Source organism: Streptomyces sp. NPDC107471 (genome assembly GCF_055582845.1).
Genome location: NZ_JBVJPC010000008.1, coordinates 107501 through 122872, shown reverse-complemented (window position 1 = coordinate 122872; position 15372 = coordinate 107501). Strand labels below are relative to the sequence as shown.

Annotated in this window: 14 protein-coding genes; 8 read left to right on the top strand and 6 right to left on the bottom strand. The window is 72.3% G+C overall.

Going from position 1 to position 15372, the window contains the following annotated elements; translation table 11 throughout:
• Positions 1–184: 184 nt before the first annotated feature.
• Positions 185–361 (top strand): hypothetical protein, encoded by a 177-nt coding sequence (locus tag ACZ66S_RS26395; protein WP_086723861.1) that lies wholly within the window; start codon positions 185–187, stop codon positions 359–361.
• A gap of 59 nt (positions 362–420) precedes the next feature.
• Here ACZ66S_RS26395 and ACZ66S_RS26390 read toward each other — a convergent pair whose 3' ends face one another.
• The 3 genes from ACZ66S_RS26390 to ACZ66S_RS26380 all read right to left on the bottom strand — a co-directional run bounded on the left by ACZ66S_RS26390 (position 421) and on the right by ACZ66S_RS26380 (position 2420).
• Complete coding sequence (locus ACZ66S_RS26390; protein ID WP_469904000.1) at positions 421–1329, bottom strand: PfkB family carbohydrate kinase; 909 nt, start codon at positions 1327–1329, stop codon at positions 421–423.
• A gap of 40 nt (positions 1330–1369) precedes the next feature.
• On the bottom strand, positions 1370–1849 hold the full coding sequence (locus ACZ66S_RS26385; protein ID WP_469903999.1) for an iron chaperone: 480 nt from the start codon (positions 1847–1849) through the stop codon (positions 1370–1372).
• A 115-nt stretch (positions 1850–1964) separates the two neighbouring features.
• Positions 1965–2420, bottom strand: a complete 456-nt coding sequence (locus ACZ66S_RS26380) for a carboxymuconolactone decarboxylase family protein (protein ID WP_469903998.1) — start codon at positions 2418–2420, stop codon at positions 1965–1967.
• Between the two features lie 176 nt (positions 2421–2596).
• On the opposite strand from ACZ66S_RS26380, the gene ACZ66S_RS26375 reads away from it, so the two are divergent.
• The 3 genes from ACZ66S_RS26375 to ACZ66S_RS26365 all read left to right on the top strand — a co-directional run bounded on the left by ACZ66S_RS26375 (position 2597) and on the right by ACZ66S_RS26365 (position 8027).
• Positions 2597–5068: a tetratricopeptide repeat protein gene (locus ACZ66S_RS26375; protein WP_469903997.1), complete on the top strand. Its 2472-nt coding sequence runs from the start codon at positions 2597–2599 to the stop codon at positions 5066–5068.
• A gap of 246 nt (positions 5069–5314) precedes the next feature.
• Positions 5315–6334 (top strand): aldo/keto reductase, encoded by a 1020-nt coding sequence (locus ACZ66S_RS26370; RefSeq protein ID WP_469903996.1) that lies wholly within the window; start codon positions 5315–5317, stop codon positions 6332–6334.
• Between the two features lie 808 nt (positions 6335–7142).
• Positions 7143–8027, top strand: coding sequence for an LLM class flavin-dependent oxidoreductase (locus tag ACZ66S_RS26365; protein ID WP_469903995.1), 885 nt, complete (start codon positions 7143–7145; stop codon positions 8025–8027).
• On the opposite strand, the gene ACZ66S_RS26360 is transcribed toward ACZ66S_RS26365, so the two are convergent.
• Entirely contained in the window at positions 7990–8898 is a 909-nt protein-coding gene (locus tag ACZ66S_RS26360; protein ID WP_469903994.1) for a glycoside hydrolase family 16 protein, read from the bottom strand. The genes ACZ66S_RS26365 and ACZ66S_RS26360 overlap by 38 nt on opposite strands.
• Positions 8899–9072: 174 nt before the next feature.
• Positions 9073–9390: a hypothetical protein gene (locus tag ACZ66S_RS26355; protein WP_469903993.1), complete on the bottom strand. Its 318-nt coding sequence runs from the start codon at positions 9388–9390 to the stop codon at positions 9073–9075.
• Between the two features lie 552 nt (positions 9391–9942).
• On the opposite strand from ACZ66S_RS26355, the gene ACZ66S_RS26350 reads away from it, so the two are divergent.
• From ACZ66S_RS26350 to ACZ66S_RS26340, 3 genes are read left to right on the top strand one after another with little or no spacing between them, the layout of a single operon-like run.
• The gene (locus tag ACZ66S_RS26350) at positions 9943–11163 is read left to right on the top strand and encodes a PP2C family protein-serine/threonine phosphatase (protein WP_469903992.1); all 1221 of its coding nucleotides are present in this window, start codon (positions 9943–9945) and stop codon (positions 11161–11163) included.
• A 42-nt stretch (positions 11164–11205) separates the two neighbouring features.
• Complete coding sequence (locus ACZ66S_RS26345; protein ID WP_469903991.1) at positions 11206–12816, top strand: sensor histidine kinase; 1611 nt, start codon at positions 11206–11208, stop codon at positions 12814–12816.
• Positions 12813–13259 carry a response regulator gene (locus tag ACZ66S_RS26340; protein WP_365460734.1) on the top strand — a complete coding sequence of 149 codons (447 nt, stop codon included), beginning with the start codon at positions 12813–12815 and terminating at the stop codon, positions 13257–13259. Before ACZ66S_RS26345 ends, ACZ66S_RS26340 begins: the two co-directional genes overlap by 4 nt.
• Positions 13260–13335: 76 nt before the next feature.
• Here ACZ66S_RS26340 and ACZ66S_RS26335 read toward each other — a convergent pair whose 3' ends face one another.
• Complete coding sequence (locus ACZ66S_RS26335; RefSeq protein WP_469903990.1) at positions 13336–14073, bottom strand: TioE family transcriptional regulator; 738 nt, start codon at positions 14071–14073, stop codon at positions 13336–13338.
• Positions 14074–14131: 58 nt separating this feature from the next.
• On the opposite strand from ACZ66S_RS26335, the gene ACZ66S_RS26330 reads away from it, so the two are divergent.
• Positions 14132–15334, top strand: coding sequence for an erythromycin esterase family protein (locus ACZ66S_RS26330; RefSeq protein WP_469903989.1), 1203 nt, complete (start codon positions 14132–14134; stop codon positions 15332–15334).
• Positions 15335–15372: the final 38 nt, after the last annotated feature.

Here is a 15372-nt window from a genome sequence, read left to right as displayed (position 1 = left end):
CGTGACGTCGTGTTGCGAGAGTGTCAGCCGGGTCCCACGGCAGCGTCAAGAGGTTTCGAACAATGTCCGATCAGTCGAACAATGAGATCCCGACTCCTCAACGGTCGGCATGCAACGACAAGTTGGGGGCATTCGAGTGGCACGGGGCGTCAATGACCTCAGTCATTCGAAGGGATGGACACCCATGCTGGCCATCATCTCCGCGGTCCTGTTCTTCATCTCGTTCCTGATCAACGCGGCGGACATATCGACGAACGACACCTTCACCTCGACGAACATCATGCTGCTCGGCCTGATGGTGCTCGCACTGCATCTGGCCGGCATCGGCAGCGGCTGGAACGTGCGGGGCCGCAGGTCCTGAGTCTCGTCGGGAACGGGGCGGCCGCCGAGGAGGGGCCGCCCCGTTCCGGCGTGCGACCGCTACGGGGTCTGTGACGACCCCTGGAGCCAGGCCCGCGTGCCGAACGAGGCGCACGACCGTGCGGCCACCTCCGCCGCGGTGCGCAGGGCCTCCCTGAAACCGTGGGCGGTCAAGTGCTCCCGCGCGGCGAGGTGATGGGTGAGTGCCCCGTGGAGGACGTCGCCCGCGCCCAGCGTGTCCGCGACCCGGACGGCGGGCACGTCCACGCAGCCTCCGCCGTCCGGGCCCGCCCACTCGATGGGCCGGCCTCCGCGACTGACCGCCGACCACGCCACCCCGTGGTCCGCGAGGAACCGCAGGACGTCCGCCGTGGTGTGCGTGCCGGGCGGCCGGAAGGCGTCCGAGCAGACGGCCACGTCGATCAGTGGCAGCAGTCGCTCCGTGCCGGGCTTCCAACTGCCCCCGTCCAGCACGGTCCGCCGGCCGACGGCCCGCGCGAGACCGGCGGTCGCCCTCGCCAGCTCCATGTGGTGGCCGTCGAACTCGACGATGTCGCAGGCGGCCACCAGTGCGTCGAGACCGTCGGGTGGCGCGAGCCGGTGACCGGTCGCGTTGGTGGACGCAACGGCCCGGTCCCCGGTCGACTCGGTGACGAGAATCGACGACACGGCCGGCGGCGCGACCGAGTCGGCCGCCAAGTCCCTTACGTGCACACCCAGTTCGTGCAGGTCGGCGGCGGCCGCCACTCCCAGCGGGTGAGAGCCGACGCCGGTCAGCAGGCTCGCCGTGCCGCCCAGGTGGCTGAAGGTCACGGCCGCGTTCGCCGCCGGCCCACCCGCGGCCACCACCTGCCGACGAGCCGTCAGTTTCTCGTCGGAGCCGGGCACATGGTCCACGAGCTGCACGACGTCGAGCGTGCACAGGCCGACGAACAGCCCTCCAGGACGTCGGCTGTCCGTCGGCTCCACCCTCTGCCACCCCTTCCCGCTCGCTGCTGTCCTCGGTGCCTCAGCCCGCCGCCCTCTTCACGAGCTCACCGATCCGCTCCTCGTCGGCCGTGGTCAGCTTCGTGAGCGCGAAGGCCGTCGGCCACATCGTGCCCTCGTCGAGGTTCGCCTTGTCGTTGAAACCGAAGGTCGCGTACCGCGCGTTGAACTTCTGGGCGCTCTGGAAGAAGCACACGACCTTGCCGTCCTTGGCGTAGGCGGGCATCCCGTACCAGAGCTTGGGCGCCAGGCCCGGGGCACTGGCCTTGACGACGGCGTGGATCCGCTCGGCCATCACCCGGTCCGTGTCCTGCATCTCGGCGATCTTCGCGACCACGGCGGCCTCCTCCTCCGCCGCCTTGTCGGCCCGCGAACCGCGCCGCGCCGACGTCGTGACCTCCTGGGCGCGCTCCTTCATCGCGGCGCGCTCCTCGTCGGTGAACGTCCCGGTCCGCGGGGCGGTCGCGGTCGTACGCCGGGGGGTCCGCTGGGTGTCCTTCATGGTGGTTCCTCCTGGTGCGCGAGCGGATGAGTACATCTTCATTCAGTGGTCGGGGTGCCGCAGCGTTCCTGGCCCCGGGCCGCGGTGTGGCACACGCGGCCCGGACCGGGCACGGTCACCCCCAGGCGCCGGCGATCTGCCGGGTCGTGGCGTTGAGCCGGTTGAACAGGTTCGTGACGCCGACCATCAGGACGAGCGCGGCGAGCTGCTTCTCGTCGAAGTAGGTGGCGGCCGTGTCCCACACGTCGTCGCCCACCGCGTCGGGACGGTCCGCGAGACGCGTCGCCGCCTCGGCCAGGGCGAGCGCCGCCCGCTCCTCCTCGGAGAAGTAGGGGGCCTCCCGCCACGCGGCGACCGTGGCCAGCCGCTCGTCGCTCACCCCTGCCTTGCGGGCCGTCCTGGCACCGCCGTCGACACACGCGCTGCATCCGTTGATCTGACTGACCCGCAGATGCACCAGCTCCAGCGTCTGACCGTCGACCCCACCGGAGTGCACGGTCTGCATGAGCTGCTGGATGGGCTGCATCGCGTCGGACAGGACGACCGCGGGATTCTGCATACGGGACTGCATCTGGATCACTCCTCTGTCGGGCTGTGCCCCGCAGCGGCGGGGTGTGGTTCCATCTCAGCCGGGAGGGCTTGTCACGACGACGGTCGTGGGACACCGTGGGACAGCCGAAACGGCCGTGAACAGGCACGATCCGTCCCGGACGACTTCTGCCGGGGCGGGACAGGGGGCGGGGAACAGTGGTTGAGCACGACAGGACACCGGGCGCAGACCCGCGCGAGGAGCTCGCGGACCGACTACGGCTGCTCCAGGAGCTGTCCCGGCGGGGCGTAAGGGCCCTCGCCCGGGACGCCGGCCTCAGCTCGTCGTCCCTGTCCCGGTACCTCGGCGGACAGACGGTCCCGCCCTGGCCCGCGGTGATCGCCCTGTGCCGCCTCGTCCAGCGCGACCCCCGCCCGCTGCGCCCCCTGTGGGAGCGGGCCTCCAACCCCCTGCCGGCGCCGCCGAAAACCAGCCGACAGGTGCCGCCGCCGGCACCGCCCGCCGGAGCCCCGCGCCCGCCGCGCAACGACCTCCCGCGCGACGTGCCCGACTTCACCGGCCGGACGGCCCAGCTCGCGGCCCTGCTCGACGGCGTGGCCGACAGCCGGGTGATCGCCGTGGACGGCATGGCCGGCGTCGGCAAGACCTGCCTGGCCGTGCACGCGGCCCATCTGCTCGCCGCCGACTACCCGGACGCCCAGCTCTACGTCGACCTGCACGGATTCACCGAGGGACGCAGACCGCTCGACCCCGACCGCGCCCTGCGGACCCTGCTCGCCGCACTCGACGTGCCCTCCGAGAAGGTCCCCCAGGACGGCGGGGTCGAGGAGCTGGCCGCCTGCTGGCGCTCAGAACTGGCCCACCGCCGGGCCGTCGTCGTCCTCGACAACGCCGCCGACGCCGACCAGGTCCGTCCGCTGCTGCCGGGCGCCGGGCCCTCCGTCGCCCTCGTCACCAGCCGCAACCGGCTGCTCGGTCTGGACGAGGTCCCGCCGGTGTCCCTGGACGTGCTGACCGAGCTGGAGAGCGCCGAGCTCCTGGCCCGCGCCAGCGGGGAGACCGACGGCCGCGAGGGCCGTCTGGCCCGCGACCCGCAGTCGACGGCGGAGGTGCTGCGCCTGTGCGGCAGGCTGCCGCTGGCCCTGCGGCTGGCCGCGGCCCGGCTGCGGCACCGGCCCGGCTGGACGGTGGGCATCCTCGTCGAGCGGATGGCGGAGGGGGCGAGCGAGTTCGACACCGCGTTCGCCATGTCCGTACGGCAGTTGGACCGTCCCACGGCCAGGCTGTTCCGGCTGCTCGGCCTGCTGCCGGGGTCCTCGTTCGACGAGCACGTGGCGGCGGCGCTGGCGGACGTGCCGCTGCGCGGCGCCCGCGCGATGCTGGAGGACCTGCTCGACGCGCATCTGGTCCAGCAGCCGGCGGCCGGCCGCTACCGCCTGCACGACCTGGTCCACCAGCACGCCCGCCGCGCCGGCACGGAGCAGGACTCCCCGGCGGAACGGGACCGGGCCCTGACCCGGGTGCTGGACTACTACGTGCACGCGGCGGCCGCCGCCGACACCGCGATGCCGTTCCTGTCGCTGAGCCGCGAGGCCTCCGTGGACCGTCCGGCCACCGAACTGCCGGACTTCACCGACAAGATCACGGCTCTCGTGTGGTTCGGCACCGAGTACCTGAACCTGCTGGCCGCGTTCGAGGCGGCGGAGGACGCGGGCGCCGACCGCCACCTGTGCGAACTGCCGCGCTTCATGCGGGCGTACTTCGCCCGGCGGTGCGGCACCACCATGCTCAACGGCCTCTTCGAACGGTCCCTGGCCGCCGCGCAGCGCCTCGACGATCCCCTCCAACTCGCCGAGGCCCACAGCGACCTGGGCTTCGCCCGGTACAACGCGGGCCGCATGGCGGAGGCGAGCGCCGCCTACGAGGCGGCGGCACCGCTGATCCTGAGGGCGGGCGACCTCCGTACGGAGGCCGAACTGACCATGCGGCGCGGCTTCTTGAGCTGGGACCAGGGCCATGTCGAGGAACCGCTCGGCCTGTTCCGGCTGGCGGGCAAGCTGTACGCGGACGCCGACTGCCCGATGGGTACGGCCCACGCGACCGCGTACGAGGCCTGGGCGCTGTTGCAGCTCGGGCACCGCGACGAGGCCGCGCAGTTGGCCCGTACGGCGCTGGAGGTCCCGCGTGCCGACGGGGCGTGGCCGCCCGCTCTGACGGCCCTGATCACGCTGGGCGTGGCCATCGCCCACGAGGACCCCGACGAGGCCGTGGCCCACCTGCACCGGGCGCTCGGGCTGGCCCGCGAGGACGGGCACAAGCACAACGAGGCGTGGTGCCTGAACTGCCTCGGCGTCGCCCTGCGCCAGATGGGCCGCCACGAGGAGGCGCTGGCGAGCCACGAGCAGGCGTTCGCCCTGCTGGACGAGCTGTTCGAGGAGCACTGGAAGATCCACTTCCTCAGCGCCTACGGCGAGACCTGCCGTCTGGCGGGCCTGCCCGACCAGGCCCTGTCCCTCCACCGCCAGGCCCTGGAGCTGGCCCCGAAGCTCGGCTACCGCCACGCGGAGGCCTTGGCCCACGAGGGCATCGCGGCGGTCCTCGACACCACGGACCCGACGGCGGCGGCCGAACACCGGGCGGCGGGGCGGGCTGCGCTGCCGGGGGTGTGAGGTGCCGGGGCTTCCTTGGACCCGGTGAGGGGGTCTGAGCGGCCACTGGCGAGGTGATCGCTGCCGAGTCGGGGGACAGCGCCGGGTCCAAGCTGCTGCCCGCTTGGACCCGGCCTTGCAGAAGCGGAACCGCGTTCCGTATTGTTGACGGAACGCGGTTCCGTTTTTCCGTTGTCTGCGGAGCGGACCCCGCGACCCCGCCGTGCCCCGAGACACGGCGCAACCCCCTCCTGGAGGAAGACGCTCATGCAGTACCGCACCTTGGGCCGCACTGGTGTGCAGGTCAGCTCCCTCGCGCTCGGCGCGATGAACTTCGGCAGGATCGGACGCACCACCCAGGACGAGGCCACCGCGATCGTCGACGCCGCTCTGGAGGCCGGCGTCAACGTCATCGACACCGCCGACATGTACGGCGACGGCGAGTCGGAGGAGATGGTCGGCAAGGCCATCGCCGGTCGCCGCGACGACATCGTGCTGGCCACCAAGGCCGGCCTGCCCATGGGCGACGAACGCAACCACCGGGGCGGTTCGCGCCGTTGGCTGGTCACCGAGCTGGAGGCGAGCCTGCGCCGCCTCGGCGTCGACCACGTCGACCTGTACCAGATCCACCGCTGGGACCCGAACACCGGCGACGAGGAGACGCTGTCGGCCCTGACCGACCTGCAACGCGCCGGGAAGATCCGTTACTTCGGCTCCTCCACCTTCCCCGCCCACCGCATCGTGCAGGCCCAGTGGGCGGCCCGCGAGCACCGACTGAGCCGCTACGTCACGGAACAGCCCAGCTACTCCGTCCTCCAGCGCGGCATCGAGGCCCATGTCCTGCCCGTCACCCAGGAGTACGGCCTCGGCGTGCTGGTGTGGAGTCCGCTCGCCTCGGGCTGGCTGTCCGGCGCGATCCGCGCGGGCCGAGACATCACCACGCACCGCTCGGCGTTCCTGCCGGAGCGGTTCGACCTGACGGTCCCGGCCAACCGGGTCAGGCTCGACGCCGTGGAACGACTGAGCGGGGTCGCCGAAGAGGCGGGCCTCACCCTCATCCAGCTCGCGCTCGGTTTCGTGACCGCGCACCCCGGAGTGACCAGCGCCCTGGTCGGCCCCCGCACACTCGACCACCTGCACGCCCAACTCGCCGCCGCGGACACCGTTCTGAGCGCCGACGTCCTCGACGCGATCGACGAGATCGTCGCCCCCGGCACCGACCTGGCCCCGCAGGAGAACCACGACACCCCGCCGACCCTCCTCGACCCGTCCCTGCGCCGCCGCTGACCGCGTGGGCAGTTTCTCGGGGAGCCGTGGTCACCGGTCATGCCGAGCCACTTCACTGGTGACGGCCCTGGGCGACGGGATCGTCGATCTGGCCGGCCTCGCAGGGAAACCGCGACACCCTGCCCCCTCCTCAGCCCTTCCCTGCGCCGCCGCTGACCGCGCGGGCAGCTCGCGAGGAGCCGTAACCACCGGTCATGCCGTGCCACTTCACTGGTGACGGCCCAGCGCGACCGGACCCGTCAATCCGGCCGGCCCCGCAGGAAGACCGCGACACCCTGCCCCCTCGTCAGCCCGTCCCTGCGGGGCCGCTGACCGCGTGGGCAGCTCGCGGGGAGCCGTAACCGGTCATGCCGTGCCACTCCACAGGTGACGGCCCTGCGCGACCGGACAGGCCAATCCGGCCGACCCCGCAGGAAAAACCCTCACACCCTGCCCGCCCTCTCAGCCCGTCCCTGCTCCGCGCCGCTGACCGCTGGGGGAGTGGCGCGCCAGTTGCCCCGGACCCCGTGGTGCCGCGGACCGCACACGACGAGCTCGTCACCCCGGCACCGACCGCGCCCTCAGGAGAAGCACAACACCCTTGCGCAGGCGTTGCCCCCTGGGCACCCCCGGCGGGAGACCGACCCGCGCCCATGCCGCGCCACCGCGCTGATCAGAGCCGTACTCCACGGCGATGGAAGACATCGGCACCCCCGCCACGAACCCGGCCCCGCAGGAACCCGCAATACCCGCCCACCCCACCCGCCGACCCGAAAGGCACCCACCACTCATGTCACCCCACCCCCCGCCCCCACCCACCTTCGGCATCATGACCGCCCCCATGCAGGTCGACTACCACGACGTGCTGCGGGTCTGGCGCGAGGCGGACGCCGTGCCCGCGATCGAGCACGCCTGGCTCTTCGACCACCTCATGCCGATCGGCGGCGACCCCGACGGACCGGCCCTCGAAGGCTGGACCCTCCTCGCCGCACTGGCCGCGCAGACCCGGCGTCTGCGGCTCGGCGTCATGGTGACCAGCAACCGTTTCCGGCCACCCGCGATGCTGGCCAAGATCGCCACGACCGTCGACATCGTCTCCGGCGGCCGGCTCGACTTCGGCATCGGCGTCGGCTCACGACCCGACCACCCCCTGGCCAGACGCGAGTACGAGGCCCACGACCTGCCCTTCCACGACACCAGGCACGCCGTGGAGAGCCTCGACGAGGCCTGCGGACTCATCAAGCGCCTGTGGACCGAGGAGAAACCCTTCGACCACCCGGGGACGCACCACCACCTCACCGGCGCCTTCGCCAACCCCAAGCCGGTCCAGCGCCCCCACCCCCCGATCCTCGTGGGGGGCCGTTCGTCCGCGACCCTGCGCATCGCCGCCCGGCACGCCGACCTGTGGAACATCCCCGGCGGCGACATCGACGACGTGACCCGCCGCAGCGCCCTGCTGGACCGCTACTGCACGGAGATCGGCCGCAATCCCGCCGAGATCACCCGCTCGATCCACCTTCCGGTCTCCTACGACCGTCCGGACGCCACCCGTGCGGCGATCAGGGAGGCGACCGGCGCGGGCTTCACCCACATCGTCCTCGGCCTGCCGTCGCCCTATCCTGCCCACGTGGCCCGGTGGGTCGCCGACGAACTCGTCAACCCCTCGGCCCGGCCGGTCACTTCCAGCCGTACGCGTACGCCGCCACCCAGGTGACGTCGAGCTGCGCGCTGCTCCCCGGCGCCGCACCCGGCCCCTCCAGGGCGCTCTCGTTCTGGAGAACCCAGGACAGGGGACGGTCCGGCACCTCACGGGTGTCATGACCCGTCTGCCGGCCGTCGACGAAGAACCGGACGTGGCCCGGCGTCCACTCGGTGGAGACCGTGTGCCACCGCGTCCAGTCGTCGCTCCCCGGGAAGTAGCCCTGCTCACCGCCGCCGCAGGGGTGATGGAAGGAGCTGAGGGAGCCGGTCCACTCGCCCTCGGGGTGGTCCATCTCGCAGCCCCCGCCGTAGTGCAGCCACGCGGACTTGTAACCGGGGGCGAGCTTCGTGACCTTGATGCGCGCGCTGTACTTGCCGTACTTCATCTCCATCACCGCGCGCGGCACCACCGCCGCGGCGTGCACCGGGCCGCCGTCCGCGGGCCGCCACATCCGGATCGACATCCGCCCGTCGCCGTCGGCCGCGGGGCCGACGCTCACGGTGTCCTCCGGGTGGTACACACCCACCACGTCCCGACCCCGGCTCACGGCCGTGTCGGGCCAACCCGTCGGATACGCCCACCAGTTGTCGCGGTACTTCCCCGTCAGGCCGCCGCAGTGGGCAGCGGAGGTGTCGACGTCGTGGTCGCAGTCGCTGAAGGAGCCCAGCGGCACCCGGTCGCCGTTGAAGTCCTCGGCGAGGACCTGCCAGAAGGGCCCGCAGTCACCGCGGGGCAGATGCGTGGAAGCGGTGCGGCAGGCATCGGCCGCGGCGGTCGCCCCGTCGGCCCGGGGAAGGCCGAGGAGGCCGCCGCCCACGAGCAGCAGGCTCGCGACCGTCACCAGGACACGTTCGCGGTGGTGCGGCGCTGCGTGTGAACCCATCCCGAGGCTCCTTCAGGCGGCCGACGCCGTCCGCCCTGCCGTGCCGGACACCGAGGACGCCGTGAACGCGGCGGAGCGGACCGTACTTCGCGAAGGAACATCCTCGCCCGCCGCATCCCACGGCGCCATCCCCCGGACCGGCCGCGAACCGGAAGGCCCGCTTCGCCGCCGGCCTCAGAGCTCGCTGTCGATGCCGGTCACGACCGCGGGACCCAACGGGGCGTCCTTCTCCTCCAGACCGCTGTCGCGCAGGGCCCGGGAGACCAGCCGTACCGCCTCGGCCTCGGCCTGCAAGCGGTCGGGGGCCTCCACCTCGACCCGGGCGGCGAACATGCCGTCGTCCTCCAGGGTCAGCACACTCAGTTCCTCGCTCTCCCCGAGGTCGGTGTTCCGGGGGTCCTGAGGCCGCAGCCTCCGTCCGATGTCCGAGCGGACGCTGTCGGGCACGTCCCGCAGGAAAGTACCGGGGACGGTGATGACGTAGGTGGTCACGGGGACTCCTTTCTGACGTCCTACCCGGTTCCCCGTGAGGCCGATCGGAACCGAGGGGGCGCCAGGACTCCGGATGTGGAGGAGGCGTGTGCCCCGGGTTGGTTTTCTGGAACCGTTCCGGCATGGACCCGCCGGTCGGGGGTAAGCGCGGCCAGAACACCGGAATCTCGGGATGGGCGGACGATGACGACGTCAGTGACGACTGGCACAGAAGCGGCGGGGCTGAATGCGGCCGACCCCATGCGGGGCGGCACCGGGCCCGAGCACGCTCGGCGTGACGCCGACGGCCGCCCGCTCGTCTCCCTGGCCCCGGCTTCGGCTCCGGCTCCGGCTCCGGCGAGGATCTGACCGCGGAGTGAGATCGGCCACGAGCATCAGGAGTACCCAGGCGGCCACCGGACCGCCCGAGGACCGGCCCACGGGTGGACGCGCCGTCCACTGCCGTGGGCGACGGGTGAAGATCGGATCGTCGCTCTGACCGCGTACCCGTCGTTGTCCTGGGCAACGGCCGGTGGCAGGCGACAAGCATGGAGTGGGGAGGCCGGGACGAGAGTGATCTCGGGGACTGAGGCTGCCGACCTGGTGTCGGCGACGGCAGCCGGTGCCGAGACGGCGTGGGAGCACTGGGAGCCGTCGGTTCTCCTGGTGGAGGACGATCCCGGTGACGCGTTGCTCGTGGAGGAACTGGTCGTCGACGGCGCCGTGAAGATGGGGCTGCGATGGGTCCGGTCGATGACCGAGGCCGCCGAGGTGCTGGCCACCGAGACCCCCGACTGCGTCCTGCTCGACCTGCACCTGCCGGACGCCCACGGACTCGAGGCGGTCTCCCTGGTCAAGGGGCTGGCCCCACAGGTCGCCATCGTGGTCCTCACCGGGCTCGCCGAGGAGCAGACCGGTCTCGCCGCGGTCGCGGCCGGCGCCCAGGATTACCTCGTCAAGGGCCGGGTGGAGCCCGAGCTGTTCGGGCGGGCGGTGCGCTACGCCATCCAGCGCAAGCAGACCGAGCAGGCAGCGGTGGCCCTCCAGGCCGGCGCCCTCCAGGCACAGGAGAACTCCCGCCTGGAGCGCGGCCTGCTGCCCCGCCCCCTCCTGCGTGCCGAAGGCGTCCAGGTCGTGGCCCGCTACCGGCCCGGACGCGCGCAGACACTGCTGGGCGGCGACTTCTACGACATCGTCCAGAGCGCCGACGGCACCCTCCACGCCCTCATCGGGGACGTCTCCGGGCACGGCCCGGACGAAGCCGCCCTCGGCGTCGCCCTGCGGATCGCCTGGCGCACCCTCGTCCTCAGCGGGATCACCGGCGCCGAGCAGATGGCCCGCCTCGAGGAACTGCTGATGGCCGAGCGGGCCCGCGACGAGGTCTTCGCGACCCTCGTGAGTCTGGCCGCCGTACCGGGCGAGCAGCGGGCCCACGTCGTACGCGCCGGGCATCACGGCCTGCTCCGGCGCACCGGGACGGACGTGGACTGGGTCGAGGTGCCCGGCGGCCCCGCCCTGGGCATGGTCCCCGGCGGCGCGTGGTGGCCGACGGCGGAACTGCCGGTCCCGGCGGGCACGTCGGTGGTCCTCTTCACCGACGGCCTCTTCGAGGGACATGTGAGCCGCGGTACGGAACGCCTCGGCGAGGAGGGCCTGCTGGCCCTCGCCCGGGAGGCGGCCGATCTGGAGCCGGAGCCCTTCGTGGACCGGCTGATCGAGCGCGCCGAGAGCCTCGCCGAAGCGCGGGGCGGCCTGGCGGACGACGTGGCCGTCGTCCATCTGAACTGGAACTGAGTGAGTGGGAGCACGGTGTCTGACCACAAGGTGAGGCGGGTTATGGGCGCGGTGCGCAGGGGGCGCCGGCTGACGGTGCAGGGGTGGTTCTACCTGCTGCTGGCCGCCATGACGCTGCTGGTGGTGATCGGCAGCGTGGTCGGCGCCGGCCTCCTCGGCCGGACCGCGGACGTGAGCGACCAACTGCTGCGCCGCGTCCAGCCCGCCCAGACCGAGGCGTACCGGCTGCAGGCGGCGCTGGCCAACCAGGAGTCCGGCATCCGCGGCTACGCGATCGCCGCCGACCGGCAGTTCCTCGCCCCGTACACCCAGGGGAAGCGGGACGAGGCGGCCTCGGTGGCCCGACTGCGCGCGTTCCTCGACGACCGGCCCGAACTGCTGGCGGACCTGAACGCGATCGAGACCCAGGCCGCCGACTGGCGCCGCAGCTACGCCGAACCGCTCGCGGCCTCCGTCACGCCCGGCCGTCCGAAGCCGCTGGACCAGCAGAAGGCCGACCAGGGCAAGAAGGAGTTCGACCGGCTGCGCGCCCTGTGGGCCAAGCAGAACACCGACCTGGCGACGGCGGTGCAGGAGGGCCGTGCCCACCTCGCGCACGAACGCACCCTGCGCGACTCGATCCTGGTCGGCATGGTCGCGGTCTTCCTGCTGGCCGGCGTCGCCTGCGCGGTCCTGGTCCGGGTCCTGGTGACCCGCCCGCTGGACGCGCTGAGCACGGCGTCCAGGCGGGTGGCGGGCGGCGACTTCTCGTACGTCATCACCGGCGCCGGCCCGGCCGACCTCACCGCGGTGGCCAACGCCGTGGAGGGCATGCGCTGGCATGTCGTGGCCGAACTCGAGGCCTCCCGCGCCCAGGAGCAGGAACTGACCAGACAAGCCGCCGACCTGGACGCCCAGGCCGAGGAACTGCGCCGGTCCAACGCGGAACTGGAGCAGTTCGCCTACGTCGCCTCCCACGACCTGCAGGAGCCGCTGCGCAAGGTCGCCTCCTTCTGCCAACTGCTGGAGAAGCGTTACGGCGAGGTCCTCGACGACCGCGGCCGGCAGTACATCGACTTCGCGGTGGACGGGGCGCGGCGCATGCAGGTCCTCATCAACGACCTGCTGACCTTCTCCCGGGTCGGACGGGTCAACGACGCCCGGGTGCCCGTCGGCCTCGACCAGGCTCTGGACAAGGCGCTGGCCAACCTCGGGACCGCCGTGGAGGAGTCCGGTGCCCGGATCGACCGCCCGGACCGCCTGCCCGAGGTCGTCGGGGACCCGACCCTCTTCGCGATGCTCTGGCAGAACCTGGTCGGCAACGCCCTCAAGTTCCGCCACCCCGACCGCACTCCGCACGTCTCCATCACCTGCGGAACGGACCCTGACGAGCCCGGAAACCTCCTCATGACCGTGACGGACAACGGCATCGGCATCCCCGAGCAGTTCACGGAGAAGGTGTTCGTCATCTTCCAGCGGCTGCACGGCCGGGACGCCTACGGTGGTACCGGCATCGGTCTGGCACTGTGCAAGAAGATCGTGGAGCAGCATGGTGGCAAGATCTGGATCGACACCACGCACACGGACGGCACGCGCTTCTGCTTCACCCTCCCGTCCATCGCCGAGCAGCCGGAGGCGTCCGGAATCGGCACCGAGGAGAAGGTTCTGACATGACCACCCCCGCCGCCAACCCCATTGACGTGCTCCTCGTCGAGGACGACCCCGGCGACGAGTTGATGACCCGTGAGGCGTTCGAGGACAACAAGATCGGCAACACCCTCCATGTGGTCCGGGACGGCGAGGAGGCGCTGGACTTCCTCTACCGCCGCGGCGACCACACGGAGGCGCCGCAGCCCGATCTCATCCTGCTCGACCTCAACCTCCCCAAGTACGACGGCCGTCAGGTCCTGGAGAAGATCAAGTCCGACCCGGAGCTGTCGCACATCCCCGTCGTCGTGCTCACCACCTCGGCGGCCGAGGAGGACATCCTGCGCAGCTACAAGCTGCACGCCAACGCGTACGTCACCAAGCCCGTCGACCTGGACCAGTTCATCGCCGCGGTCCGCCAGATCGACGACTTCTTCGTCCAGGTCGTCCGCCTGCCGCGCCACTTCTGAGGCCGCCGCCCGACCGGCGGCCCGGCAGGGAGCGGTCCTCGGCCGCCCCTGACGCATACGGTCGGTGTCCTGGCGGTCATCCGCGCTCGCGGAGGTACGCCTCCAGCTCCGCGGCCCCGGCGAGCATCGCCCGGCCGCGGGCGGACAGCCGGCCGTGCCAGTCGCGCAGGGCCCCCTCCAGCGGTTCCAGGCCGCCGGCCTCCCGTACCCGGGCGATCAGTGGCGCGATCTGCTCCAGGAGATGTCCGCCGCGCCTGAGCTGATGGGTCAGCCGGGCGTCCCGTACGGCCGCCTCGTCGTAGACGCGGTATCCGGTCACCGCGTCCCGGTGCGGCCGCACCAGCCCGGCGCGCTCCCACTTGCGCAGGGTCGCGGGCCGGATCCCGAGCCGGTCGGCCAGCGGCCCGATGAACGTTCCCCCGGACCCGAACCCCGCCTGCGCGACGGGCTCCGACGCCGTGCCGGCGTCCAGGTCGCGCAGCGCCCGCTCCACGGCCCCGAGGGTCCGCCGGTCGTCGAGGAGCTCGGCGTGACTCTCGTCCAGGAGACGGAACGCGTCCTCGACCGCGCCCTCGTTCACCGCCCGCATGATCGCCGACGCCGTGCGGTGGCCGTGGCCCGGCAGCAGGGCGAGGAAGGCCCGCAGGGCAGCCGCGTGCAGCGGGGTGTAGACCCGGTAGCCGTGGGGCGTGCGGTCGGCGGCCGGGAGGATGCCGGCCTCCTCGTAGTTCCGGACCGCCTGCGTCGACAGGCCGTGTCCGCGGGCCAGGTCGACCGGCCTGAGGCGCCCCTCGTTTTGAAGCTTTCTTCCCACGTCAGGGACCATATCGCGGAAAAGTCTCAACCGAAGGTTCAACGATAGCGTTGACGGCATGGCGACTGACATCAAGGAAACCGCCCGTGCCGTCGACGCTGCCGCCCTCAGGGAACTGCTCCCGGGCCGGCCCCGGGTGCTCGCCCTGGGCGAGCCCACCCACGGCGAGGACACCCTCCTCGCGCTGCGCAACGAACTCTTCCGGCAGCTCGTCGAGCAGGAGGGCTTCCGGACGATCGCGATCGAGAGCGACTGCCTGGCGGGCGTGACGGTGGACGACTACGTCACCTCGGGCACCGGCACCCTCGACGAGGTCATGGAGCACGGTTTCAGCCACGGCTGGGGCGCCTTCGCGGGCAACCGTGCTCTCGTGCGCTGGATGCGCGCGCACAACGACGGCCGGCCGGCGTCCGAGCGGGTCCGCTTCGCCGGCCTGGACGGCCCGCTGGAGATCACCGCCGCCGCGAGCCCCCGCCAGGCCCTCACCGCTCTGCACGACTACCTCGCGGCGCACGTGGACGCGGACCTGCTCCCGTGCACCGCGCCGACACTCGACCGGCTGCTGGGCGCCGACGACCGGTGGACCGACCCCGCCGCCATGAGGGACCCGGCGCGGTCGGTCGGGCGGTCGGCCGATGCGGACCGGCTGCGGCTGCTCGCGGACGACCTGGTGACCCTGCTCGACGTCCAGGCACCGCACCTGGTCACGGCGACCCCGCGGGACGACTGGGACCGGGCGTGCCTGTACGGGCGTACGGCGACCGGGCTGCTGCGCTACCACCACGCGATGGCGGACGCGTCCCCGGCCCGCATGACGCGCCTGTGCGCGCTGCGGGACGCGATGATGGCCCACAACCTCCTCGCCGTGGCCGCCGGGGGACCGGTGCTCGTCAGTGCCCACAACTCCCATCTGCAACGGGAGAAGAGCTCGATGCGGATGTGGGAGGGGCCGGTGGAGTGGTGGAGCGCCGGCGCGCTGGCCGGCGCCCGGCTCGGCGACGCGTACGCCTTCGTGGCCACGGCCCTCGGCACGATCCGGCACCAGGGAGTGGACACACCACCGCGGAACACCGTCGAGGGACTCCTGTACGACCTCCCGGCAGACCCCTGCCTCGTCGACCCCCGGGGCCTGGCCGCCGTACTCGGCGACACCCCGCTCCCGCCCCGCGTGTCCCCCTGGTTCGGCTACGCGCCGCTCGACCCGGCCCAACTGACGGGCCTCGACGGCCTCGTGTTCGTCAAGGACGCCACGAGCGACTGACCGTCGCCTTCGCGGTCGCTCGAACTCCCGTAGTGGCG